This window comes from Pseudomonas sp. LBUM1663 (assembly GCF_059695905.1).
In genome coordinates this window covers 3,639,370-3,660,606 of sequence record NZ_CP166792.1, presented here as the reverse complement: position 1 = coordinate 3,660,606, position 21,237 = coordinate 3,639,370, and the positions used below count along the sequence as shown (strand labels likewise).

Sequence of the window (21,237 nt, the reverse complement as noted above, 5' to 3'; positions counted from 1 at the left end):
TCAAACGAAGCGGTCACTGCCCTGGACCAGTTGGGCGGACAGGTACGATTGCTTGAGTTTTTCCAACCACCAGCCCAGCGCACGGCCGTCATGATCACCGCGCCAGCCGGCGTACAGGATGTTCGGTTCGCGCGGATCAGCCATCTGTTTTTCCACCAGCGTGCCGTTTCTCAGTAACGCGCCGACCCGATGCCGGGGCAACCAGCCCACACCCAGTCCAGCGCATTGGGCGAGAATCTTTGCGCGCATGGTCGGCACGGCGAGGACCGGTTGGCCGCCGGAGACACCATACGTGCTGCCTTCCGTGGCCCGGGACGAATCGGCCACGACAATCGCCCGGTGCTGCGCCACCACCGCCCGTGAAATCGGCTCTCTGGCCTTGGCCAACGGGTGTTTGGGTGAGACCGCGAACACCCATTCCATTTGCCCCAATTGCATCCAGCGCAGGCTGGCAATGGCCGGCGGCTCGTTGGTGGCGCCGATGATCAAGTCCGCACGGCCTTCACGCAGGGCTTCCCATACGCCTTTGAGTACTTCGTGGGTAATGCGCAGCGGTACGCCGGACTCAAGCGCATCGAACTCGTGAATCACCGGAATCAGGGCTTCGAACTCGAGCAATTCGTCGGTGACGATCCACAGCCGGCTCTCCCAGCCATTGGCTACTTGTTGCACCCTTTGGGTCAGCCGGGCGACATCCTGCATCAGTCGCGCCGCTTCGTTCACCAGCAACTCGCCAGCGGGGGTGAGCTGCAAACGGTAACGACGCCGGTCGAAGAGCAGCGCATCGAAGCGCTCCTCCAGTTGCCGCGCGGCGTAGGACACGGTTGAAGGTGCTTTGCCCAAGTGAGCGGCGGCCCGGGACAGGCTGCCGGTTTCGCGGATGGCTTGAAGCAACGTCAGGTCTTCAATCGACAGCATTTTCAATCCTCGGCGTGTGTTTCAGGCTGCCCGGCGTAACTTCCACAACCTGATCAGCCGAAGATAGACCACGGCGTTGATCACCAGCACCACGCTGCCCAGCGCCAGTTGAATCGCCGGAGTCAGCCCGGCGGGGTAGATGACCGGCCACACGTAGTGTTCGATGAAGCCACCGCCGTAACCGGTTTGCCCGGCCGCCTGGCGCATGACGTTTTCCCATTGAGTCAGGGGACACATCAGGTGGAAGACTTCCACACTCACGCCCCACACAGCGGCGGGCAGGTGCCACCAGATCAGCGGGCGCCATTTGAGCACCAGCAGCCCGCCGAACAGCACGAACAGAATGAACAGCAAATGAAACAGCACCAGTCCATCGGCGGCGATCCGGTAAAGCATGTCGACTCCCTGACGCGTTAGGCGAATGGTTCCATGCTACTCGGGTTCTGTTACTTGCTGCTGCCCAGAGCCATTCGTCAAGCGCTGCCCGCAAGTGCGCAAGATTGTTCAAGCCATCGAACGCAACTGCTGGCACAGTCTGGCGTCTTCCCCTGGTTGTAGAGCGTTATGTCGAACTCACTCATGCCGCGCAATGCCTTTCTTCGCGGCGCCGTGGCGATCATGCCGTTGTCCCTGGCCACCGCGCCCTGGGGCCTGCTGGCCGGGTCCATGGCCATCGAGGCCAATCTCACTCCCCTGCAAGGTCAAGGGTTGTCGAGCATCGTGTTTGCCGGGGCCGCGCAATTGGTCGCCATTGGCATGCTCAAGGGCGGCGCCGGGATCTTTTCGATTTTGCTGACCACGCTGTTACTGACCTCCCAGCATTTGCTGTACGGAATGAGCATGCGTTCGGTGATTGCACCGCTGCCGGGTCGCTGGCGCGTTGGGCTGGGGTTTTTGCTCACCGACGAGCTGTTCGCCCTGACCAGCCAGCATGACAAACAGCAGTTCAATCGCTGGTACGCCTTGGGCGTGGGCCTGACGTTTTACATCGCCTGGAATCTGTTCACGCTTGCCGGCATCGTCCTCGGCAGCAGCATTCCCGGTCTTGAGCACCTGGGGCTGGACTTCTCCATCGCCGCGACCTTCATTGCCCTGATCACCCCGGTGGTGCGCAACGTTCCGACGGTGGTCTGCGTCGCGGTTTCGCTGTTTTGTTCGGTGTTGTTCAGCTACTGGCAATGGGGCTCGGCGCTGGTGCTGTCGGGTTTGGCGGGCATGACCGCCGGATTTATCTGCAACAAATTCCATGGGGGGCGCACATGATGGTCTGGGCTGTGATTATCGGGATGGGCGTGCTCGTCTTCCTGAACCGCTACGTATTCCTCGAACCACGACTGCCGTTGCGCTTGAGCAGCAATGCCCGGCAGTTCCTCGGTTTTGCCGTGCCGGGGATGTTGACCGCGATCTGCGGACCGATTGTGTTCATGCCGGACAAACAGCTGAATCTGCAGTGGGACAACCCGTACCTGATCAGTTCGCTGGTGGCCGTGGGGTTGGTGCTGTACACCCGCAATACCTTGCTCAGCATGTTGTTGAGCATGGGGTTTTTCTTTTTGCTGCGCTGGTGGCTTTGAGTGGCGCTTTGGAAATTGTTCTACGCTTAAAGGGAATTCCTTCAGGAAGCGAGGTGAGTATGGCCAATGATCCAAAACGTCCAGGTCTGGATGAAGATGAGGATGAACCCACCGAAGAAGAACTTGAGCGGCAAAGGCGTTCGATACCGGACTGGAAGCACCCCGACGATGGTAAAGAACTGTCAGATCGTGACCAAGAGTGGCCGCTGAAGCCTTGACCGGTCAGCGCATACCAATAATCCCGCCATCAAGCGCAATGCTGTTCACTCAATCTTCAGTCGAACAAAAACCTGTGGCGAGGGAGCTTGCTCCCGCTTGAGTGCGAAGCACTCACAAAAATCGGCATTTTTGCCACATTCTTGGGGCCGCTACGCAGCCCAGCGGGAGCAAGCTCCCTCGCCACAAAATCAGGTGTGTCTGAAGTACTGTGTTTGAGTGAACAGCAATACGCATTCAAACGCGGCGGCTGAGGCCGTCAAATTGCCTCATTCCAGCGAACCTTAGTGATGCCCAATCGTTGAGCGCTCAAGCGAGCCGCTTCGGGGGAAGCGTGGGCGGCGATCTTTCGGTCGGAATGCGCAAAGGCATGCGCGGAGGCTGAACGAATCGCGTCCACATCGGAGAACTGTTCGGCCAGCTTGAAAAAGTGCTGGCGGACGCCGTCGAGCAGATAGTGCACGGCATAGGGAACGAGCTCGCTCATGTATCCTTCCTTAAATTCGCCAAGGCTTTGATTCAAGCGTCGAACCGGCAATTTGCAAAGTCTGGGGAGCAATCCTTGTGCGGATAAGAGCTAAAAAAAAGGCCCTGATGGGCCTCTTCTTCAGAGTGCAACAATGTCCGGTTCGTTCAATCGTGTGCTGAACTCAGCGGCGCATCACATCAAAGATCTTCCAGTGACGGAAAATCCGGGTGGGAGGCCCGATAGCCCAACGTCTTGTCGATCCAGGCATTCAGTTCGTTGACCATGACCGGCGGCTTGCCGGAGTAGGCTGCGAGGGTCGAACGCAGGATCTCGTTGATATTGGGGATGGAACGCAGGTTTCGGGTCTTTATGTATTGCCCGATAAAACAGTCAAGTTGATAGCGTTCTGTCAGCGACAGGTACACGCACTCCAGACCGCTGACTTGATTAATTACAAGATCGTCGCGCAACTTAGTTCTCTGCAAGGCTTGTTAGATTTAGGGATTTCCTTGTTTATTGACTCTTTAGTCAATTGTGTACTGCCAGGGGAAATGCGGCGCGCATGCTATCTGTAGTGTTACTAAATGTATGTACGATGTTTCAATTGTCAGACAAGCGGTTAGTGCGTCGTTTTGCCGCATTCCGGCAAGTGTTTCTTGGTTGAAACAGTCTGTGTAACGTTTATGTCGTTCAGTTAGTTAGTTGCCAAAATGGATCCAATTCAAATGAGCTTATTAATCAACATTGGACCCTGGTTCCTGACATTTCCCACTGCCTTATCGACCCTGTACCACTCGAACACTTCACTGACTTCTCCTTGCATGAGCACCATCTGCTCGGCACGCTCTTTGGGCGTGGCCGGGTCCAGCCATTCATGTGCCAGTTCCGCAGACAACACCACCGGCCGCCGGTCATGAATGTCGAGCATGCCGCCAGCGCTGTCCGCCGTGATGATGACGAAACCGTCGTCTTCCTTTTGCTCATTCCCACCAGAGGGAAACTGGCCGATCGCCGCGCAGCAGATCGGCGCCCGATCCCGGCGACGAATGAGCCACGGCTGCCTCGTCGAATCGCCGGCATCCACCCATTCGAACCAGTTGTCGATCGGCACAATCCCACGGTGCGGCCAGATTGCCCGGAAGAACGGGCCGTGAGCCACTTTCTCGCCCCGTGCGTTGATCGGCGCCGCCCGGTCCTTCGCCCAATGCGGCCGCCATCCCCAGCGCACAGAATCAGCGTGCAGCCCGTCAGGCTCAAGGTGCAGCAGGGCCAGCTGGGTGGTGGGCGCGGCGTTGTAGCGGGCCAGCGGTTCATCACCGACATGGTTGATCAGCGCGTCGGGAATGCTCAGCACCGCGACAAAGTCGTGAATGCCACGGTATTGCGAGAGTCGTCCGCACATCGGCTGATCTCCGGCTGGAAAGCGCTGGCTGGAGCGTTCAGCTTAGTCTTCAAATCACATGGGCACGCTGCAACTCGGTCAGCGACAACGCCTTCAATTGCGCGAGCAACGGGTCCCGTCGATCGCGAGGATGCGGCAGCTCCACAGCCAATTCCTGGCGAATGCTGCTCGGGCGATTGTCCATCACCAGGACGCGATCACTGAGGTACAGCGCTTCATCGACGTCGTGCGTCACCAGCAGCAAGGCGATGGCGTGACGCTCGGCCAGTTGCAGCAGCAGGTCCTGGAGTTTCATTCGCGTGAAAGCATCGACAGCGCTGAACGGTTCATCGAGCAACAAAACCTGCGGCCGCGAGTAGAGGCCGCGGGCGATCGCCACCCGTTGCGCCATGCCGCCGGACAAGGCTTTCGGTAACGCCTGAGCGAAACCGCCGAGGCCGACTTCTTCGATCAATCGCGCGACCCAGGCCTTGTCGTAATGGCTGTCGGCGCTGAAACCGATGTTTTGCTCAACTGTCAGCCAGGGCATCAGCCGGGGTTCCTGAAACACAAACGCGATGTCCCCGGCGTTGTTGCGCAGTTCACCCTGGAAGTCCTTTTCCAGGCCGGCGACGATCCGCAGCAAGGTGCTTTTGCCGCAGCCGCTGGGACCCAGCAGGCTGACGGTTTCCCTGGGGTGCAATTGCAAATGGATGTTCTTGAGGACGGTCGTGGCGGCGAAGGTCTTGCGCTCGACGCGAATGTCCAGCAGGTGGTCGGTCATGGCTCAATCCTCTGCGCTTTGGCCGTTGAAAGTGTCGCGCCAGGCCAGGAAGTGTTTCTCCAGGCCGGCGAGGATGCCGTCGCTGAGTTTGCCCAGCAGCGCCAAAACGATGATCGCGGCCAGGACGATATCCGGGCGTGACATCTCACGCCCGTCACTGAGCAAATAGCCCAGGCCCTTGGTGGCGGCGATCAGCTCGGCGGCCACCAGAAACATCCAGGCCAGGCTCATGCCGCTGCGCAGTCCGGTGAACAGGCCGGGTAGGGCGGCGGGCAGCAGGATTCGCCGGACCAGACGCAGCCGGCTGAAGCCGTACATTTGCCCGACTTCCACCCGTTTGCGGTCGATGTCGCGGATCGCCGCGACGCCATTGAGGTACACCGGAAAGAATGCGCCGATGGCGATCAGGACGATTTTCGAGGTCTCGTCGATGCCCAGCCACAGCAGCAACAGCGGCACCCAGGCCAGGCTCGGAATCGAGCGCAACCCGGCGAACGTCGGTTCCAGCCACGCTTCGGCTTCGCGGCTCAAACCGACCCACGCCGCGAACACCAGGGCCAGACTGGCGCCAATGGCGAAACCCAGCAGCACCCGCAGCAGACTGGCGCTGATGTGTTTCCACAGCGCGCCCTCGGCCAGGTCGCTGAGGGTCTGCGCGATCTCACTGGGGGCCGGCATCTGATAGGACGGCAACCAGCCGATACGCACGACGAATTCCAACACCAGGATGATCAGCACGGGCAGCGCCAGGCCCTTGAGGCGTCGTTGCCAGGCACTGCTCAAACGGCGGGGTGCAGGTAATGTCAGGCCGGCGGGCATTTCTTTGCTTTTGCTGGTCATGGGTTTCTCCAGTCACGACGAATCCGCGACGGGCGCGGATTCGGTTTCAACGGTGGCGAAGGTTATTGACGGGCCACGGTTTCCTTGAAGCCGGTGTCGATCAACTGATCGATCACCTGATCGACATTCACCCCTCGGCGAACCAGTTCTTCAGAAACCAGAATCGGTGCGGCCGCCTTGGAGGCAATCACATCGCTGGCGGTCAATTGCGGGCTGCTCAGGTCGGTGCGCGACAGTTGCAGCTTGGCCACCTCCAGCGGCAGACCGGATTCGCTGGCGAGCAACTTCGCCAGTTCCTCAGGGTTTTTCACCGCCCACTCCCGGGCCTTTTCATAGGCGCTCAGCACGGTTTCGATGGTCTGCGGATGCTCTTTGGCATAGGTGTCGGTGACGCTGACCACGCCATAGCTGTTGAAGTGGGTGTTGCGATACAGCAGGCGCGAACCGGCCTGGACTTCGCTGGCCGCCATGTGCGGATCAAGACCGGCCCAGGCGTCGACGTCACCTTTCTCCAATGCGGTGCGACCGTCCGGATGCTGCAAATGCACCAGCTCGACATCGTCCTTGCTCAGGCCGGCCTGTTGCAGGCTGCGCAAGGTGAACAGGTACGGGTCGGTGCCTTTGGTGGCGGCGATTTTTTTGCCTTTCAGATCGGCCACGGTTTTGTACGGCGAATCCTTGCGCACCACCAAGGCGGTCCATTCCGCGCGGCTGTACACGTAGACCGATTTGATCGGGCTGCCGTTGGCGCGACTGAGCACGGCGGCCAGGCTGGCGGACGAGGCGAAATCGACGCCGCCGCTGTTGAGGTATTCCAGCGAGCGGTTGCTGCCCTGGCTCAACACCCAGCTAACCTTGGTCTGAGGCAGGGCCTTTTCGAGGAAACCGAAGTGTTTGAGCACCAGGCTCACCGGCGAGTAATAGGCGTAATCCAGGTGCACTTCGGCCGGTGCGGTTTCGGCGGCCTGCGCCACGGGTTGCAGGCTAAGGGCCAGGGCACAGGCAGTCAGCAGGTACTTGACGTAAGGGAAGCGCAAGGTCGGTTTCATGGCACAGCTCCGGGCAAAACGGCGAGATTCTTATGTCCAAATAATTATTTTTTACCAATGCGTCCTGCATAAAAGGAATATTGCAGGCTCTGTGCCATGTACTGCAGTTGCAGGTTTTCCAGGGCTTTGGCGGCGAGGGCGTGGGGGATTGGCTGTACGGGTGAGAACACTCTGTTGGGCTGCTGTTGCTGAGCCAACAGCGGTGTTTGTTGGTGATGAGCTTATGCATAAATCGAATTTATAAGCCGGGGTATAAGAGCGTTAGGGTCTATACAAATAACGTTCCTGGAGCCCTCGATGAACTTGTCCCGATTCGTGCGCGGTCTGTTGACCAGCGCCTTGTTTGCCGCGCCACTGAGCTACGCCGCAGAACCCGTCGTGTTGCACGTCGGGGATCAGAACTACTACAACGTTCGCGCCTCGGTGGAAGCGTCGGGTGTGCTGGAAGGGGCGCCTTATACCGTCGACTGGAAGCACTTCCAGGCTGCCGCTCCGCTGGCCGAAGCGTTGAACACCGGCGCCCTGGATCTGGGCTTTCTTGGTGATTCCGGCTTCCTGTTCCTGGCGGCCAAGCAGGCGCCGGTGAAGTTGATCGGCGTGTCGCGGCAGAACCCCGACACCATCGCCTTGCTGGTGCCCAAGGATTCGCCGGTCAAAACCATTGCCGATCTCAAGGGCAAGAAAGTCGCTTACTGGCCAGGTGCCTGGAGCCAGCAACTGACCCTGCGCGCATTGGAAAAAGCCGATCTGCCGGAAGATTACGTCGAATTCATCAAACTGATGCCAATCGATGCCGCCGCGGCGTTACCGCAAGGCAGCATTGACGCCTTCCCAGTGTGGGAACCCTACATTTCCCAGCAGATTCTGTTCTCCGGCGCCCGACCGATTCTCACGGCGAAAAACCTCATGCCTGGCCTGAGCGCCATCGCCGCTTCGACGCAGTCGATCGACAGCAAGCACGAAGCCATTGCCGACTTCCTGGTGCGCCTGAAAAAAGCTCGGGCCTGGGTGGACAACCACACCGACGAGTACGCCGACCTCTGGGCGAAAAAGGCCAACCTCGACCAGAACGTGTCGCGTCATTGGCTGCGTCAGGCGCACATGACCGTCGGCCCGGTCGATGCGCAGGCGGCCAAGGATCTGCAGAGCACCGCGGACTTCCTGTTCAAGGTCAAGGCGCTACCGGCGGCATTGGCCACGGCTCCGCTTATCGACAACTCATTCCAGCAGTCGTTGGCGCAGTAAACCACGAGGGTGAGCGCTGGAACCAAACACTGTGTACCCTGATCCAACTCCGGCTTGCAGCCACCTGCGGGTCGACAAGGGATCAATGGGCGAAGGGTTTTTGCCGTTTTTAACGTGATGACCATTACGGTCTGGCCCAAGGCAAACCATGAAACAGTTGTTCAAGGTTCTCTCTGCGTTCGCCATCGCTGTCGGGCTGGTGGGCTGCATCGCCTCACCGATCGAACTGACCCCGCAGACCGAACAGCGTCTGCGCGCGCAGCCACCAATCCGCTTTCTGCTGACCTTCGACGACGGTCCCAGCGCGTCAAGTTTCTGGAACCCGAGCATGACGGTGCTCGACAGCCTTGCGCAGAACCCGGTGCAACCGCGGATCAAAGCGGTGTTCTTCGTGCAGACCGGCGCACCACGGGCCGGTGACAGCGACATCGGACGCGGGGTCATGCACCGGGAGCAGGCTGAAGGGCATGTGCTGGGTTTCCACACCGCGACCCACTCGCACACCAATCACTGCTCGCTGAGCCCGGAAGAGCTTGAGCAATCGTTGAGCAAGGGCAGTGCCGACATTGCCGCAATCACCGGCGCACCGCCCACCCTGGTGCGTCCGCCGTTCTGGAACTACGACAAACGTGTGTTCGCCGCCTACCAGCGGCACGACCTGCACCTGTTGCTGACCGACCTGAGCGCCAACGACGGCAAGATCTGGGGCTTTAACGCCAGTCCGCGTCGACGGGCCAACATGCTGCGGCAACTGTCCGAAGTACGTGAACGGATTGCACTGGGTGAATTGCCGACGGTGGACGGTGTGATTCCGGTGGTGGTGACCTTCCACGACCTGAATCGCTATACCGCCCGGCATGCCCGCGAATACCTGCAAATCCTACTCGACAGCGCCCGCGCCACCGGGGTGACGGTGGCGCAAAAGCCGTTTTACGACGACAGGGCAGCGCTGCAACGGGCGGCTTTGGCGCGCACCATCAGTAGCGGTTCAGAGGCAGTGAAGTTGCCGGGGATCTGGAATTGGCTGTGGGATGGGGATTCTCATTAGAACTTCAGCAAAATGAGAAACAGTCAGTAGGAGCGGGAGCTCGCCGGTTAACCTGGCATAAACACCGACCTGTGGCGAGGGGGCAAGCCCCTCGCCACAAAAGCGCCCTCACCACAGAAGTCCCTTTCAACACAGCCCCCCAGCCACGGTCATTTGTTGTCTGCTCCATCACCGGGGCAGCAACTCATCAATCATCTTCAAACAATGATTCAACCCCGGCGTCACATCGCCCACACGTCGACTGAGAATGATCGGCGAGGTCGCGTTGTCTTCCAGCAACGGCGTGAATCCAATGTCGTCGCGGTGCAGCAACTGCACCGACGCGGGCACCAGCGTCACCCCGATCCCGGCCCCCACCAGACCGATCGCCGTTTGCAGTTCGTTGGTCCATTGCGCCACGTGAATGCTCACGCCGTAGGACTCAAACAATGCAATCACGTGGTCGGCGTAGCTGGGGCGAGGGTTGCCGGGGTACAGCACAAAGGGTTCCTTGGCGAGTTGTCGAAGGCTGATCGGCCCGGCCAGCAGCGGGTGGCCGGCGGGAAGGGCGGCGACCAGCCGGTCTTCGGTCAATACCGTCTGGATGATCGCCGGGTCGTCGATGCGAATCCGCCCGAAACCGATGTCGATGCGCCCGGCCTTGAGCGCCTGCACCTGTTGCAGCGTGGTCATTTCCGAAAGCCCGAGCTCAAGCTCCAGAGGCTCGCCACTGCGCAAGCGACGAATCAGATCCGGCAGCACGCCATACAGCGTCGATGGCGCAAAACCGATGCCCAGCCAGGTCTTTTCCCCCAGGCCGATGCGCTTGGTGTTGTCGCAGACTTTGGCCAGCTGTTCGAGCAGGGCGGTGGAGTGCTCATGGAAGAAACGCCCGGCGTCGGTCAGCTTCAGCGGACGGCCGCGTTCGAGCAATAACACCCCGAGTTCATCTTCCAGTTGCTGGATCTGCCGGCTCAAGGGGGGCTGGGCAATGTGCAACAGTTCGGCGGCGCGGGTGAAATTGAGGGTTTGAGCCAACACCTGAAAATACCGCAGGTGACGCAATTCCATGGTGCCTCCAGGCATTGAGCAGTTGAATACCTTTAAGGTATCGAGCCAGACCAATTCTATATTGGCCGCGGGCAAAAAGCCGTATGAGAATCCATTTCAGAACTTCAAGAACCTGACGGGTATCGACATGCGTGCAACTGCCATTGAATCGATCGAGACGATCATCGTCGATCTGCCGACCATTCGCCCGCACAAACTGGCCATGCACACCCTGCAGAACCAGACCCTGGTGATCATCCGCGTGCGCTGCGCCGATGGCATCGAAGGCATTGGTGAGTCCACCACCATCGGTGGCCTGGCCTATGGCAATGAAAGCCCGGACAGCATCAAGACCAACATCGACAAACATTTCGCGCCGCTGCTGATCGGTGAGAACAGCGGCAACATCAATGCGGCGATGTTGCGCCTGGAGCGCAGTATTCGTGGCAACACGTTTGCCAAGTCAGGTATCGAAACCGCCTTGCTCGATGCCCACGGCAAGCGCCTAGGCTTGCCGGTCAGCGAGTTACTGGGCGGTCGCGTTCGTGATGCGCTGCCGGTGGCCTGGACCCTGGCCAGCGGCGACACCGACAAGGACATCGCCGAAGCAGAAAAAATGCTCGACCTGCGTCGCCACCGGATTTTCAAACTGAAAATCGGTGCCGGCGAAGTCAATCGCGATCTGGCCCACGTCATCGCCATCAAGAAAGCTCTGGGCGATCGAGCCAGCGTGCGGGTCGATGTCAATCAGGCCTGGGACGAAGCGGTCGCACTGCGCGCCTGCCGGATACTGGGCAGCAACGGCATCGACCTGATCGAGCAGCCGATCTCGCGCAACAACCGCGCCGGCATGGTGCGTCTGAACGCCATGAGCCCAACGCCGATCATGGCCGATGAATCCATCGAGTGCGTGGAAGACGCTTTCAATCTGGCGCGCGAAGGGGCGGCTTCGGTGTTTGCCCTGAAAATCGCCAAGAACGGCGGGCCACGGGCCGTACTCAGGACCGCCGCCATCGCCGAAGCCGCCGGTATCGGTCTGTACGGCGGCACTATGCTGGAAGGAGGGATCGGCACGCTGGCCTCGGCCCATGCCTTTATCACCCTGAATAAACTGGCCTGGGACACCGAGCTGTTCGGCCCGTTGTTGCTGACTGAAGACGTGCTAAGCGAACCGCTGGTCTATAGCGATTTTCAGCTGCACGTACCGCAAACACCGGGCCTTGGCCTGAGCCTGGATGAAGAACGCCTGGCGTTTTTCCGGCGCGACAAAACATCCACTTCCGTTCATCAAGCCTGAGGAGAGCATCATGCTATTCCACGTAAAAATGACCGTGAACCTGCCGGTCGACATCAACCCGGATCTCGCCACCCAGCTCAAGTCCGATGAAAAGGCCCTGGCCCAACGCCTGCAAGAGCAAGGCAAATGGCGTCACCTGTGGCGCATCGCCGGGCACTATGCCAATTACAGCGTTTTCGACGTCGACAGCGTTCAGGAGCTGCACGACCTGCTGATGCAATTGCCGCTGTTTCCGTACATGGCGATCGAGGTCGATGCGATGTGCCGGCATCCTTCTTCCATTCGCGAGGATGACCGCTGAACCCAGCCCGTTTAGTTCGCTACGCCCATAATTACAAGATGAGGAACCCCCAAAAATGAACGTCAAGATTTCCCACACTGCCAGTGCCCAGAAGTTTCTCGAAGACGCCAGCGGCTTGCTCAACGACGCTGGCGACCCGCGGGTCAAAGCCCTGATTTACCGCATTCTGCGTGATTCGGTGAACATCATCGAAGACCTCGCCGTGACCCCGGAAGAGTTCTGGAAAGCGGTCAATTACCTCAACGTGCTGGGCGCGCGTCAGGAAGCCGGTTTGCTGGTGGCCGGCCTCGGCCTGGAACACTACCTGGACTTGCTGATGGACGCCGAAGACGAGCAGACGGGGAAGGCGGGCGGTACGCCGCGGACCATCGAAGGCCCGTTGTATGTGGCGGGCGCGCCGTTGTCCGAGGGTGAGGCTCGACTGGACGATGGCGTCGATCCGGGCGTGGTCCTGTTCATGCAGGGTCAGGTGCGCAACACGGCTGGCGAACCATTGGCCGGCGCGGTGGTGGATGTCTGGCACGCCAATACGGGCGGCACTTATTCCTACTTCGATACCACGCAATCGGAGTTCAACCTGCGTCGCCGCATTGTCACCGATGCCGAGGGGCGCTACCGTTTCCGCAGCATCGTGCCCTCGGGCTACGGCTGCCCGCCGGACGGTCCGACCCAGCAATTGCTCGATCAACTGGGCCGTCATGGCCAGCGTCCGGCGCACATTCACTTCTTCATCTCTGCGCCGGACCATCGTCACCTGACCACCCAGATCAACCTCGATGGCGATCAGTACCTGCATGACGATTTCGCCTACGCCACCCGCGACGAGCTGATCGCCCACATCACCTTTAGTGACGACCCGCAGCGCGCGGCGTCCCATAGCGTCAGCGCCCGGTTTGCTGAAATCGACTTCGATTTCACTTTGCAGACCTCCGCGCAACCTGACGAGCAGCAACGCCACGAACGGGTTCGCGCACTCGAGGATTGATCGCCGGGCCTTGCGGAAGCGCGCCTGCTCCGGGCGGCGTTCCGACGAAAGCGGGGTGTCAGTCAACGTTGATGTTGAGGCTGATGGCCCTATCGCGAGCAGGCTCGCTCCCACAGTTGACCGGGTTTCTTCAGGGTCAACGCGGTCAAAATGTGGGAGCGAGCCTGCTCGCGATAGGGCCAGAACCTTCCATAGGTCAGCCCACTGACACACCATTGCAGGTACTGCTTAGAATGGCCCGACAACACCGATAACAACAACGAGAGTAACCCGATGATGCACGCGCAACTGTTGAGTCAGCGCAGCAGAGTATTCGACCAAGCCGACCCTTACGCAGTGTCGGGTTACGTCAATCAGCATGTCGGCAATCATTGCATCCTCATGCCCAGGGTCGGCCGCCCGCTGGCCAGCCTCGATCATCGCAAATTCGCCAGCCTCGACCTGTGCCGCATCAGCTACGGCGCCAGCGTGCGGGTGACCTCGGGCGCGCTGGAAACGATCTATCACCTGCAAGTGTTGCTGCGCGGCAACTGCCTGTGGCGCGGTCACGGTCAGGAACATTACTTTGCGCCGGGTGAATTGCTGCTGATCAACCCCGATGACCCGGTGGACCTGACGTACTCCGACGATTGTGAAAAATTCATCCTCAAAGTACCCACCCGGCTATTTGAGTCGGTGTGCGAAGAGCAACGCTGGCGCTATCCGGGGCAGGGCGTGCGGTTTCTGGAGAACCGTTATCAGCTCGATGAGCTGGAAGGTTTCGTCGGCCTGCTGGCGATGATTTGCCAGGAAGCCGAGGCCACCGAGCAGATCCCTCGAGTGCAGGAGCACTACGCGCAGATCATCGTCAGCAAGATGCTCAGCCTGATGAAAACCAACGTCATCCGCAGCAGCCCCGGCTCGCCGGCGGCGACCTTCGAGGGGATTGCCGATTACATCGCGCGCAACCTCAAGCAGGACATCGACAGTGAAGAACTGGCGCGCTTGGCACGGATGAGCCTGCGTTCGCTGTACGGCTTGTTCGAGCGCAACGCCGGCACCTCGCCAAAAAACTACATCCGGCAGCAGAAACTCGAACGCATCAACCGGTGCCTGAGCGACCCGACCTGCAACGTGCGCAACGTCACGGAAGTGGCCATGGATTACGGCTTCCTGCACCTGGGGCGGTTCTCCGACAACTACCGCAAACAGTTCGGTGAGTTACCGTCCGACACCCTGAAGCGCCGGCACTGACCCACCACAAATTCCGTAGCAGCTGTCGAGCCTGCGAGGCTGCGTCCGAGTGCGCAGCGCTCGCAAAATGGTTCACGCCGTCTTTCAGGTAGACCGCGTTGGTCCTGTTGGCGAGCGCTGCGCACTCGGACGCAGCCTCGCAGGCTCGACAGCTGCTACATGGAAGGGGGCCGTTTGCAGTAAACGGATACACGTCTGCACCCTTCGGATAGTCCGCCCCATCCCCCCGTCCTAGCATGGCCCTGCCTGAATAAAAACAATGGAGGCGGCGGCCATGTCCCTGCGACCCGAATACCTTCACTCCCTGCTTGAAGATGACAAAGAACAGGGCATCTACCGCTGCAAGCGCGAGATGTTCACTGATCCACGGCTGTTCGACCTGGAGATGAAACACATCTTCGAAGGCAACTGGCTGTACCTGGCGCACGAAAGCCAGATCCCCAACATCAACGATTTCTACACCACCACCATGGGGCGGCAGTCGATCTTCATCGCGCGCAACAAGGAGGGTGTGCTCAACGCCTTCATCAACGCCTGCAGCCATCGTGGCGCGACACTGTGCCGACACAAGACCGGCAACAAGAGCTCCTACACCTGCCCATTCCACGGCTGGACCTTCAACAACTCCGGCAAACTGCTCAAGGTCAAAGACCCGGCGGCTGCGGGCTACCCGGCGAGCTTCAACTGCGAAGGCTCCCACGACCTGACCAAAGTCGCGCGCTTCGAGTCCTATCGCGGTTTCCTGTTCGGCAGCCTGAAGGCCGATGTGGTGCCGCTGGTTGAGCACCTGGGCGAGTCGGCCAAGATCATCGACATGATCGTCGACCAGTCCTCCGATGGCCTCGAAGTGCTGCGCGGTTCCTCCAGCTACATCTACGAAGGCAACTGGAAGCTCACCGCCGAAAATGGCGCTGACGGCTACCACGTCAGCTCCGTGCACTGGAACTACGCCGCCACCCAGAACCAGCGCAAACAGCGCGAAGCCGGCGATAGCAATCCGACCATGAGCGCCGGGACCTGGGCCAAGCAGGGCGGGGGTTTCTACTCGTTCGACAAGGGCCATATGCTGCTCTGGACCCGCTGGTCCAACCCCGAGGATCGCCCGCTGTATGAGCGCCGCGACGAACTGTCCCGGGACTTCGGCCAGGCCCGCGCCGACTGGATGATCGAGAATTCGCGCAACCTGTGCCTGTACCCGAACGTCTACCTGATGGACCAGTTCAGCTCGCAGATCCGCATCGCCCGGCCAATCTCGGTCGACCGCACGGAAATCACCATTTATTGCATTGCCCCCAAAGGCGAAAGCGACCACGCCCGGTCGAGCCGGATTCGTCAGTACGAGGATTTCTTCAACGTCAGCGGCATGGCCACCCCGGATGATCTGGAAGAGTTTCGCTCGTGCCAGACCAGCTATCAGGGCAGCGTCACGACGTGGAATGACATGTCCCGCGGTGCCGAACACTGGGTCGAGGGCGCCGATGAGGCGGCCAGGGAAATCGACCTGCATCCCTTGCTCAGCGGCGTGCGCACCGAAGACGAAGGCCTGTTCGTGCTGCAACACAAGTATTGGCAGCAAACCATGCTCAAGGCCCTGGCCGCCGAACAGCCCGAATTGATCGCTGTGGAGGCCGTGCAATGACCCTCACTTATGACGCCGTGCGCGAGTTTCTCTACCGCGAAGCGCGCTACCTCGACGACAAACAATGGGACAACTGGCTGGAGATGTACGCCGCCGATGCCTCGTTCTGGATGCCGTCCTGGGACGATAACGACGAATTGACCGAAGACCCGCAGCGGGAAATATCGCTGATCTGGTACGGCAACCGCACCGGCCTGGAAGACCGCATCTTCCGCATCAAGACCGAGCGCTCAAGCGCCAGCGTTCCGGACACCCGCACTTCACACAACATCAGCAACATTGAGCTGCTCGAACAGGCCGACGGTCTGTGCAAGGTGCGCTTCAACTGGCACACCCTGAGCTTTCGCTACAAGACCGTCGACAGCTATTTCGGCAGCAGTTTCTACACCCTCGATGTGCGCGGCGAAAACCCGCTGATCAAGGCCAAGAAAGTGATCCTGAAGAACGATTACGTTCGCCAGGTCATCGATGTCTACCACCTCTGAGGCGGCCGTCATGACTCATTCCATTGCATTCAATTTTGAAGACGGCGTCACCCGGTTCATCGACGCCAATGTGGGCGAAACTGTGGCCGATGCCGCGTACCGCCAAGGCATCAACATTCCGCTGGATTGCCGCGACGGCGCGTGCGGTACCTGCAAGTGTTTCGCCGAGGCCGGTCGTTATGACTTGGGCGAGGAATACATCGAAGACGCGCTCAGCGCTGATGAAGCGCAGCAGGGTTTTGTCCTGACCTGCCAAATGCGCGCCCAGAGCGATTGTGTGGTGCGTGTGCCGACTTCATCGCAGGTTTGCCGTACCCAGCAGGCCAGTTACGACGCCACCATCAGCGCCGTGCGGCAGTTGTCCGACAGCACCATCGCGTTGTCGATCAAGGGCGAGTCGCTGAGCAAACTGGCGTTTCTGCCGGGCCAGTATGTGAACCTCGGGATTCCCGGCAGCGAGCAGACCCGCGCTTACTCCTTCAGCTCGTTGCAGCGTGACGGCGAAGTGAGTTTCCTGATTCGCAACGTGCCCGGCGGCTTGATGAGCAGCTTCCTTACCGGCATGGCCAAGGCCGGCGACAGCATGCGTCTGGCCGGGCCATTGGGTAGCTTTTATCTGCGCGACATTCGCCGGCCGTTGTTGCTGCTGGCGGGTGGAACCGGTCTGGCGCCGTTCACCGCGATGCTGGAGAAAATAGCCGAGCAGGGCAGCGAGCATCCGCTGCATCTGATCTATGGCGTGACCAACGATTTTGATTTGGTGGAGCTGGATCGGCTCGAAGCGTTTGCCGCGCGTATCCCGAATTTCAGCTTCAGTGCCTGCGTCGCCAACCCCGACAGCCAGCATCCGCTCAAGGGCTACGTGACCCAGCACATTGAGCCACGGCATTTGAACGAGGGCGACGTCGACGTCTACCTGTGCGGCCCGCCGCCGATGGTCGAAGCCGTCAGCCAGTTCATTCGCGAACAGGGCGTTGCGCCGGCGAACTTCTACTACGAAAAATTCGCCGCCAGCGCGGCATAAATATCAGCAACGACACCGTCTCTGTAGCAGCTGCCGAGCCTGCGAGGCTGCGTTCGGCTGCGCAGCAGTCGTGAGATCTGTGCATGCGGTGCATCTGGAAGACTGTGCACTCAAGTATCACGACTGCTTCGCAGCCGAACGCAGCCTCGCAGGCTCGGCAGCTGCTACAGAGATAGCCGTTCCCGCGAAATTGATTTCGTATTGAGGTCCACATGAACAGATTTCACGAAAAAGTCGCGCTGATCACCGGCGCGGCGCAAGGTATTGGTCGGCGGGTGGCGGAGCGCATGGCCGCCGAGGGGGCGCGGTTGATTCTGGTTGATCGCTCGGACCTGGTGTTCGAGGTGCAGCAACAATTGGGGCAGGGCAGCCAAGTGCTTGCCCTGACCGCCGACCTTGAGCAATACAGCGAATGCAGCCGCGTGATGCGTACCGCCGTCGAGCGCTTTGGGCGACTGGATGTACTGGTCAACAACGTGGGCGGCACGATCTGGGCGAAGCCTTTCGAACACTACGAAGAGCAACAGATCGAAGCCGAAGTCCGTCGTTCTTTGTTTCCGACATTATGGTGCTGCCACGCCGCGCTACCGTTCATGCTTGAACAGGGCTGCGGCGCGATCGTCAATGTTTCGTCCATCGCTACCCGCAGCATCAATCGCGTGCCGTATGGCGCGGCGAAGGGCGGTGTCAATGCGCTGACTGCTTGCCTGGCATTTGAAACCGCCGGTCGTGGAGTTCGGGTCAATGCCACCGCACCCGGTGGCACCGAAGCACCGCCGCGGGTCATCCCGCGAAACAGCGCAGAGCAGAGCGCCGAAGAAAAAGTCTGGTATCAGCAAATTGTCGGCCAGACGCTCGACAGCAGCTTGATGAAACGCTACGGCACGCTGGATGAGCAGGCAGGCGCTATTCTGTTTCTGGCCAGCGACGAGGCGTCGTATATCACCGGCATGATCATGCCGGTGGGCGGCGGCGACCAGGGCTGAGGCGGCTGCGCAAACTTACAAGCGACGCTGGAAGGCTTTGACGATCTTGAGCGTGGCGTCGCTTGTGTTCAGGTTCTGGACTGCGTCCAGCGGATACCACATGCAATCGAAAATTTCATTTTGTGGCCGGGCTTCGTCTGAGTTGAGGACCGACGCCTCGAAAACATGGTGCCGGGTGCTGCCCGTTTCCAGTTCCATCAGGTACAACAAGCCGTCGACTCCCAGTCCAGTTTCTTCCTGGAGTTCGCGCATGGCGGCGCCCGCAGTGGTCTCGCCGCGCTCGACTTTTCCTCCTGGCAAGGTCCAGCGACACCTGGGTTTGCGCACCAGGAGAACATGCCGATCCTGCTCGCAAATGACTGTTGCCCGTACTTTCATGTGTTACTAAACCGCCGGTTGTCATAAAACAGTCATGAAAATGCAATATTCAGGCCCAAGCCTCTGTTTCAAAGGCTTGGAGTCAGGGAGGCGGTAGAAGTGCAAAGGAATGTCGAAAACCTGACACGACGTTTGGTAGGCACTTGGGCAGGGGGCGGGTGTAAGGTAGCCAAGTCAATCGTGGCTTATCACTGCCGAAAAGGAGGTGACTATGAGCGTTCCGATGCTGAATAAAACGCACATGAACGGTTATGACGTACTCAGCGTAAACAACGGCCCCTGGCGGGTGTGCACCAAAGGCGACCGTCTCGGTGCTTTTGGCAGCAAAGAGGAGGCACTGGCGTTTGCGGCAGCGCTTCCTGCCTACAGAGCAAGAGCGGTTCGATCGACGCCAAGCCAGAAATCAGAATGAGCGCAAGTTTGAAGCCCTGGGATGCCGGGGCTTTTTTTGTCTTGAGACCAGGCGTTGGAGGATTTTAAACGTGACATTTGGATGATAGGGTGGCCGCTTTCAATTCAAGGAAGAAAACATGTTGAAAGCTCGCTGGACTGCTCTGGCAATGTTGTCTGCTCTTTACCTTGCCGGTGTCGGTCAGGTTCTGGCCCAGACGCAAGGCGAAATCCACACCAATCAAAAGGTCTGCGATGTTTTCCGTACATTGGCCGGATCGATCATGCAGTCTCGGCAAAAAGGCGAATCGAAAGAAAGTCTGCTGGCCGTGAAATCGGGTAATCCTGATCACGACAAGTTAGGCGCCATGTTGATCAACGAAGCGTACAACCAGCCGGTCCTCGATTCTCCAGACCTCAAAAGCCAAGCCATTAACAGGTTCGCGGATAAGTGGCGGGACACCTGTAACAAACCCGCTTCCAGCTAGCTTGCCATCCATTGTTGGCTAGTAACCTCCGCCACCCGTACTGCGAGAGGGTTCCCTGGCTTTCTGCTGTGCGCGACTCCATTCCGCGCAGGTCATGAAACTTTTGTGGTCGACCTTGCCCCGGTCATCGAAGCTGATGTTGTAGGGCTTCTGTTGGCCTGCCTGGGTCAACTTGTAGTCAAAGCACGTGCCAGGCACCACCGTGCGGTCCGTTATCGTTAAAGGCCGACCGCCAATCTGCTGAACCTGATCCTTGCTCATGCCGGTCTCAACTTTGGCGACCAGAGGCTGGTCCCGATAAACGTGTGAATCTGTGCTGCAGCCACCCGTCGCCGCCAGCACGACGACCAGCGCCAATAGAGGCGTGTTCATGCCACCGCTCCCGTTAGTGAGCTTTCGGAGCTTTCGTCCGACTGATGATTTTGGCTTTCACTTCTTCTGCATAACCCGCCAGTCGCTCTTCATCGCCTTGAAATAGATTGCACAACTTCATGGCCGCTTGCGCATCCACATCATTGCCGGCCAGGCGGAGCTGCTCTGCGATGCGCAAGAGTTCCACTGCCGACCACCTCAGGTCCGACGCAAGTCCTTGCAGATCACGCCGAAGTTCGTTTTCATCTTCGTTGAGCCACATGATGACCTCCTGCTAATACCCCGCTACAAAAGAGTAGTCCCAATTAACGGGCGGGGCGTTAGCTCATCTGCTGCCCAATGCATGGGAGGTGCGCCGCTTGTCGGGAGAATGAGCGCGAACGAACCGGTGTGATGTCGTACTGAGGTGGCGAATGTTCGCTAGGGCGAGGCAACTTCAAATGACCAGCACCGATGATTTCAGATTCCATGCGCATGAGCTGATTGTTGATCTGGACGCAGCAACTACGGAGATGATGAAGCTTATTTCGGCCCATCAGTTGAGTGGGTCGGAGTGGGAGCGGGTCACTCAATGGCAGCATGAAGCGTATGAGCGATGGATGACGTATTTGAACGAACGGTCTTATCCTGACCCCGGCGATCACAACGTAACCCCCTGAGGACTGATTCTATAGATGGATGTCTGGATCGCTACGCGCTACATTTCCCGTTTTTCAGGATAAGGAAGCGTCATGCGGATGTTGGTTGGGGGAGTAGCGTTGGCGATGCTGGCGGGTTGTTCATTGCCGGCATCCCTGGTTCCAGGTGAGCCTAACGTCAGCAAGTACAGTAACAAGGCGCCCAAAGAATACGCCGCTTGTCTTTTGCCGCTATGGCAGCAGGAAGTCCCCAAGACGACTCAGACCGGTATTTCCAATGGCTACCGGATCAATGCGCCGAGCATTATCACGGCTGACGAAATTCTGGACGTCGTGAAATACAAGGACGGCAGTCGAGTCTCGCTGTATCAGGGGCCGCCGTGGGCCAAGTCGGACGCGATGCGTAAAGCGGTTCGCAGCTGCTTGTAAAGTGCACTCCGTGAGTTTCGTATAAGCGCCATATGTCGG

The 21,237-nt window shown here is 59.3% G+C and carries 29 protein-coding genes; 17 read left to right on the top strand and 12 right to left on the bottom strand.

Translation table 11 applies throughout. From position 1 onward, the window contains the following. The gene (locus ACA075_RS16640; protein ID WP_497293918.1) at positions 1 to 918 is read right to left on the bottom strand and encodes a LysR family transcriptional regulator; all 918 of its coding nucleotides are present in this window, start codon (positions 916 to 918) and stop codon (positions 1 to 3) included. 21 nt (positions 919 to 939) lie between these two features. Next, positions 940 to 1,314: a DUF2784 domain-containing protein gene (locus tag ACA075_RS16635; RefSeq protein WP_497293917.1), complete on the bottom strand. Its 375-nt coding sequence runs from the start codon at positions 1,312 to 1,314 to the stop codon at positions 940 to 942. Positions 1,315 to 1,482: 168 nt separating this feature from the next. Here ACA075_RS16635 and ACA075_RS16630 point away from each other — a divergent pair, with 168 nt between their 5' ends. Genes ACA075_RS16630 through ACA075_RS16620 form a run of 3 tightly spaced genes read left to right on the top strand, consistent with a single transcriptional unit; the run spans position 1,483 to position 2,710 of the window. Continuing rightward, the gene (locus ACA075_RS16630; RefSeq protein ID WP_497293915.1) at positions 1,483 to 2,181 is read left to right on the top strand and encodes an AzlC family ABC transporter permease; all 699 of its coding nucleotides are present in this window, start codon (positions 1,483 to 1,485) and stop codon (positions 2,179 to 2,181) included. Continuing rightward, positions 2,181 to 2,492 (top strand): AzlD domain-containing protein, encoded by a 312-nt coding sequence (locus ACA075_RS16625; protein WP_010455066.1) that lies wholly within the window; start codon positions 2,181 to 2,183, stop codon positions 2,490 to 2,492. The genes ACA075_RS16630 and ACA075_RS16625 overlap by 1 nt, the downstream gene beginning before the upstream one ends. A 53-nt stretch (positions 2,493 to 2,545) precedes the next feature. Then, the gene (locus ACA075_RS16620) at positions 2,546 to 2,710 is read left to right on the top strand and encodes a hypothetical protein (RefSeq protein WP_497299357.1); all 165 of its coding nucleotides are present in this window, start codon (positions 2,546 to 2,548) and stop codon (positions 2,708 to 2,710) included. Between the two features lie 257 nt (positions 2,711 to 2,967). On the opposite strand, the gene ACA075_RS16615 is transcribed toward ACA075_RS16620, so the two are convergent. The 6 genes from ACA075_RS16615 to ACA075_RS16590 all read right to left on the bottom strand — a co-directional run bounded on the left by ACA075_RS16615 (position 2,968) and on the right by ACA075_RS16590 (position 7,231). Next, a complete protein-coding gene (locus tag ACA075_RS16615) occupies positions 2,968 to 3,195 on the bottom strand; it encodes a DUF6555 family protein (protein ID WP_497293914.1) in 228 nt (75 codons plus the stop codon). Positions 3,196 to 3,374: 179 nt separating this feature from the next. Continuing rightward, positions 3,375 to 3,647, bottom strand: a complete 273-nt coding sequence (locus tag ACA075_RS16610) for a hypothetical protein (RefSeq protein WP_497293913.1) — start codon at positions 3,645 to 3,647, stop codon at positions 3,375 to 3,377. Between the two features lie 251 nt (positions 3,648 to 3,898). Further along, complete coding sequence (locus tag ACA075_RS16605) at positions 3,899 to 4,579, bottom strand: SOS response-associated peptidase (protein WP_497293912.1); 681 nt, start codon at positions 4,577 to 4,579, stop codon at positions 3,899 to 3,901. A 49-nt stretch (positions 4,580 to 4,628) separates the two neighbouring features. Further along, complete coding sequence (locus ACA075_RS16600; RefSeq protein ID WP_219094800.1) at positions 4,629 to 5,342, bottom strand: ABC transporter ATP-binding protein; 714 nt, start codon at positions 5,340 to 5,342, stop codon at positions 4,629 to 4,631. Between the two features lie 3 nt (positions 5,343 to 5,345). Continuing rightward, entirely contained in the window at positions 5,346 to 6,182 is an 837-nt protein-coding gene (locus ACA075_RS16595) for an ABC transporter permease (RefSeq protein WP_497293910.1), read from the bottom strand. Between the two features lie 62 nt (positions 6,183 to 6,244). After that, positions 6,245 to 7,231 carry an aliphatic sulfonate ABC transporter substrate-binding protein gene (locus ACA075_RS16590; RefSeq protein WP_497293909.1) on the bottom strand — a complete coding sequence of 329 codons (987 nt, stop codon included), beginning with the start codon at positions 7,229 to 7,231 and terminating at the stop codon, positions 6,245 to 6,247. Between the two features lie 297 nt (positions 7,232 to 7,528). Between ACA075_RS16590 and ACA075_RS16585 the strand changes: the two genes are divergently transcribed. Together ACA075_RS16585 and ACA075_RS16580 are read left to right on the top strand one after the other, a co-directional pair. Continuing rightward, entirely contained in the window at positions 7,529 to 8,476 is a 948-nt protein-coding gene (locus ACA075_RS16585) for an ABC transporter substrate-binding protein (protein ID WP_497293908.1), read from the top strand. A gap of 148 nt (positions 8,477 to 8,624) precedes the next feature. Continuing rightward, on the top strand, positions 8,625 to 9,524 hold the full coding sequence (locus ACA075_RS16580) for a polysaccharide deacetylase family protein (RefSeq protein WP_497293906.1): 900 nt from the start codon (positions 8,625 to 8,627) through the stop codon (positions 9,522 to 9,524). Between the two features lie 168 nt (positions 9,525 to 9,692). On the opposite strand, the gene ACA075_RS16575 is transcribed toward ACA075_RS16580, so the two are convergent. Further along, positions 9,693 to 10,574 (bottom strand): LysR family transcriptional regulator, encoded by an 882-nt coding sequence (locus ACA075_RS16575; RefSeq protein WP_497293904.1) that lies wholly within the window; start codon positions 10,572 to 10,574, stop codon positions 9,693 to 9,695. A 127-nt stretch (positions 10,575 to 10,701) separates the two neighbouring features. On the opposite strand from ACA075_RS16575, the gene ACA075_RS16570 reads away from it, so the two are divergent. The 8 genes from ACA075_RS16570 (at position 10,702) to ACA075_RS16535 (ending at position 18,503) form a co-directional block, all read left to right on the top strand. Continuing rightward, positions 10,702 to 11,850 carry a muconate cycloisomerase family protein gene (locus tag ACA075_RS16570; RefSeq protein ID WP_497299279.1) on the top strand — a complete coding sequence of 383 codons (1,149 nt, stop codon included), beginning with the start codon at positions 10,702 to 10,704 and terminating at the stop codon, positions 11,848 to 11,850. A 10-nt stretch (positions 11,851 to 11,860) separates the two neighbouring features. Next, the gene (gene catC / locus ACA075_RS16565) at positions 11,861 to 12,151 is read left to right on the top strand and encodes a muconolactone Delta-isomerase (RefSeq protein ID WP_010455050.1); all 291 of its coding nucleotides are present in this window, start codon (positions 11,861 to 11,863) and stop codon (positions 12,149 to 12,151) included. 55 nt (positions 12,152 to 12,206) lie between these two features. Further along, positions 12,207 to 13,136, top strand: coding sequence for a catechol 1,2-dioxygenase (gene catA / locus ACA075_RS16560; protein ID WP_497293902.1), 930 nt, complete (start codon positions 12,207 to 12,209; stop codon positions 13,134 to 13,136). A 273-nt stretch (positions 13,137 to 13,409) separates the two neighbouring features. Continuing rightward, complete coding sequence (locus ACA075_RS16555) at positions 13,410 to 14,369, top strand: AraC family transcriptional regulator (protein WP_497293901.1); 960 nt, start codon at positions 13,410 to 13,412, stop codon at positions 14,367 to 14,369. Between the two features lie 274 nt (positions 14,370 to 14,643). After that, entirely contained in the window at positions 14,644 to 16,008 is a 1,365-nt protein-coding gene (benA, locus tag ACA075_RS16550) for a benzoate 1,2-dioxygenase large subunit (RefSeq protein WP_497293900.1), read from the top strand. Continuing rightward, on the top strand, positions 16,005 to 16,493 hold the full coding sequence (benB, locus tag ACA075_RS16545; protein WP_497293898.1) for a benzoate 1,2-dioxygenase small subunit: 489 nt from the start codon (positions 16,005 to 16,007) through the stop codon (positions 16,491 to 16,493). The genes benA and benB overlap by 4 nt, the downstream gene beginning before the upstream one ends. 10 nt (positions 16,494 to 16,503) lie before the next feature. Then, complete coding sequence (benC, locus tag ACA075_RS16540; protein WP_497293896.1) at positions 16,504 to 17,517, top strand: benzoate 1,2-dioxygenase electron transfer component BenC; 1,014 nt, start codon at positions 16,504 to 16,506, stop codon at positions 17,515 to 17,517. A 212-nt stretch (positions 17,518 to 17,729) separates the two neighbouring features. Next, complete coding sequence (locus ACA075_RS16535) at positions 17,730 to 18,503, top strand: 1,6-dihydroxycyclohexa-2,4-diene-1-carboxylate dehydrogenase (RefSeq protein WP_497293895.1); 774 nt, start codon at positions 17,730 to 17,732, stop codon at positions 18,501 to 18,503. Between the two features lie 15 nt (positions 18,504 to 18,518). Here ACA075_RS16535 and ACA075_RS16530 read toward each other — a convergent pair whose 3' ends face one another. Next, positions 18,519 to 18,881, bottom strand: a complete 363-nt coding sequence (locus tag ACA075_RS16530) for an NUDIX hydrolase (RefSeq protein WP_497293893.1) — start codon at positions 18,879 to 18,881, stop codon at positions 18,519 to 18,521. A gap of 211 nt (positions 18,882 to 19,092) precedes the next feature. On the opposite strand from ACA075_RS16530, the gene ACA075_RS16525 reads away from it, so the two are divergent. Both ACA075_RS16525 and ACA075_RS16520 read left to right on the top strand, forming a co-directional pair. Continuing rightward, positions 19,093 to 19,293 carry a DUF2188 domain-containing protein gene (locus ACA075_RS16525; RefSeq protein ID WP_497293892.1) on the top strand — a complete coding sequence of 67 codons (201 nt, stop codon included), beginning with the start codon at positions 19,093 to 19,095 and terminating at the stop codon, positions 19,291 to 19,293. A 118-nt stretch (positions 19,294 to 19,411) separates the two neighbouring features. Then, positions 19,412 to 19,759, top strand: coding sequence for a hypothetical protein (locus ACA075_RS16520; protein WP_497293891.1), 348 nt, complete (start codon positions 19,412 to 19,414; stop codon positions 19,757 to 19,759). Positions 19,760 to 19,777: 18 nt separating this feature from the next. On the opposite strand, the gene osmE is transcribed toward ACA075_RS16520, so the two are convergent. Further along, positions 19,778 to 20,131 (bottom strand): osmotically-inducible lipoprotein OsmE, encoded by a 354-nt coding sequence (gene osmE / locus ACA075_RS16515; protein ID WP_497293889.1) that lies wholly within the window; start codon positions 20,129 to 20,131, stop codon positions 19,778 to 19,780. A 13-nt stretch (positions 20,132 to 20,144) separates the two neighbouring features. Next, positions 20,145 to 20,393, bottom strand: coding sequence for a hypothetical protein (locus tag ACA075_RS16510; RefSeq protein WP_094472008.1), 249 nt, complete (start codon positions 20,391 to 20,393; stop codon positions 20,145 to 20,147). A gap of 178 nt (positions 20,394 to 20,571) precedes the next feature. On the opposite strand from ACA075_RS16510, the gene ACA075_RS16505 reads away from it, so the two are divergent. Then, positions 20,572 to 20,790: a hypothetical protein gene (locus ACA075_RS16505; RefSeq protein WP_497293888.1), complete on the top strand. Its 219-nt coding sequence runs from the start codon at positions 20,572 to 20,574 to the stop codon at positions 20,788 to 20,790. Between the two features lie 72 nt (positions 20,791 to 20,862). After that, positions 20,863 to 21,198 (top strand): hypothetical protein, encoded by a 336-nt coding sequence (locus tag ACA075_RS16500; RefSeq protein WP_497293886.1) that lies wholly within the window; start codon positions 20,863 to 20,865, stop codon positions 21,196 to 21,198. Positions 21,199 to 21,237 lie beyond the last annotated feature (39 nt).

Coding starts and splice junctions, on each gene's coding strand:
- ACA075_RS16575 (WP_497293904.1), bottom strand. CDS start 10,574: ATGGAATTGCGTCACCTGCGGTATTTTCAGGTGTTGGCTCAAACCCTC.
- benC (WP_497293896.1), top strand. CDS start 16,504: ATGACTCATTCCATTGCATTCAATTTTGAAGACGGCGTCACCCGGTTC.
- ACA075_RS16630 (WP_497293915.1), top strand. CDS start 1,483: ATGTCGAACTCACTCATGCCGCGCAATGCCTTTCTTCGCGGCGCCGTG.
- ACA075_RS16570 (WP_497299279.1), top strand. CDS start 10,702: ATGCGTGCAACTGCCATTGAATCGATCGAGACGATCATCGTCGATCTG.
- benB (WP_497293898.1), top strand. CDS start 16,005: ATGACCCTCACTTATGACGCCGTGCGCGAGTTTCTCTACCGCGAAGCG.
- ACA075_RS16555 (WP_497293901.1), top strand. CDS start 13,410: ATGATGCACGCGCAACTGTTGAGTCAGCGCAGCAGAGTATTCGACCAA.
- ACA075_RS16600 (WP_219094800.1), bottom strand. CDS start 5,342: ATGACCGACCACCTGCTGGACATTCGCGTCGAGCGCAAGACCTTCGCC.
- ACA075_RS16530 (WP_497293893.1), bottom strand. CDS start 18,881: ATGAAAGTACGGGCAACAGTCATTTGCGAGCAGGATCGGCATGTTCTC.
- ACA075_RS16605 (WP_497293912.1), bottom strand. CDS start 4,579: ATGTGCGGACGACTCTCGCAATACCGTGGCATTCACGACTTTGTCGCG.
- ACA075_RS16505 (WP_497293888.1), top strand. CDS start 20,572: ATGACCAGCACCGATGATTTCAGATTCCATGCGCATGAGCTGATTGTT.
- ACA075_RS16525 (WP_497293892.1), top strand. CDS start 19,093: ATGAGCGTTCCGATGCTGAATAAAACGCACATGAACGGTTATGACGTA.
- ACA075_RS16615 (WP_497293914.1), bottom strand. CDS start 3,195: ATGAGCGAGCTCGTTCCCTATGCCGTGCACTATCTGCTCGACGGCGTC.
- osmE (WP_497293889.1), bottom strand. CDS start 20,131: ATGAACACGCCTCTATTGGCGCTGGTCGTCGTGCTGGCGGCGACGGGT.
- ACA075_RS16595 (WP_497293910.1), bottom strand. CDS start 6,182: ATGACCAGCAAAAGCAAAGAAATGCCCGCCGGCCTGACATTACCTGCA.
- ACA075_RS16500 (WP_497293886.1), top strand. CDS start 20,863: ATGCGGATGTTGGTTGGGGGAGTAGCGTTGGCGATGCTGGCGGGTTGT.
- ACA075_RS16510 (WP_094472008.1), bottom strand. CDS start 20,393: ATGTGGCTCAACGAAGATGAAAACGAACTTCGGCGTGATCTGCAAGGA.
- ACA075_RS16585 (WP_497293908.1), top strand. CDS start 7,529: ATGAACTTGTCCCGATTCGTGCGCGGTCTGTTGACCAGCGCCTTGTTT.
- catC (WP_010455050.1), top strand. CDS start 11,861: ATGCTATTCCACGTAAAAATGACCGTGAACCTGCCGGTCGACATCAAC.
- ACA075_RS16590 (WP_497293909.1), bottom strand. CDS start 7,231: ATGAAACCGACCTTGCGCTTCCCTTACGTCAAGTACCTGCTGACTGCC.
- ACA075_RS16535 (WP_497293895.1), top strand. CDS start 17,730: ATGAACAGATTTCACGAAAAAGTCGCGCTGATCACCGGCGCGGCGCAA.
- ACA075_RS16635 (WP_497293917.1), bottom strand. CDS start 1,314: ATGCTTTACCGGATCGCCGCCGATGGACTGGTGCTGTTTCATTTGCTG.
- ACA075_RS16640 (WP_497293918.1), bottom strand. CDS start 918: ATGCTGTCGATTGAAGACCTGACGTTGCTTCAAGCCATCCGCGAAACC.
- catA (WP_497293902.1), top strand. CDS start 12,207: ATGAACGTCAAGATTTCCCACACTGCCAGTGCCCAGAAGTTTCTCGAA.
- ACA075_RS16625 (WP_010455066.1), top strand. CDS start 2,181: ATGGTCTGGGCTGTGATTATCGGGATGGGCGTGCTCGTCTTCCTGAAC.
- ACA075_RS16520 (WP_497293891.1), top strand. CDS start 19,412: ATGTTGAAAGCTCGCTGGACTGCTCTGGCAATGTTGTCTGCTCTTTAC.
- benA (WP_497293900.1), top strand. CDS start 14,644: ATGTCCCTGCGACCCGAATACCTTCACTCCCTGCTTGAAGATGACAAA.
- ACA075_RS16580 (WP_497293906.1), top strand. CDS start 8,625: ATGAAACAGTTGTTCAAGGTTCTCTCTGCGTTCGCCATCGCTGTCGGG.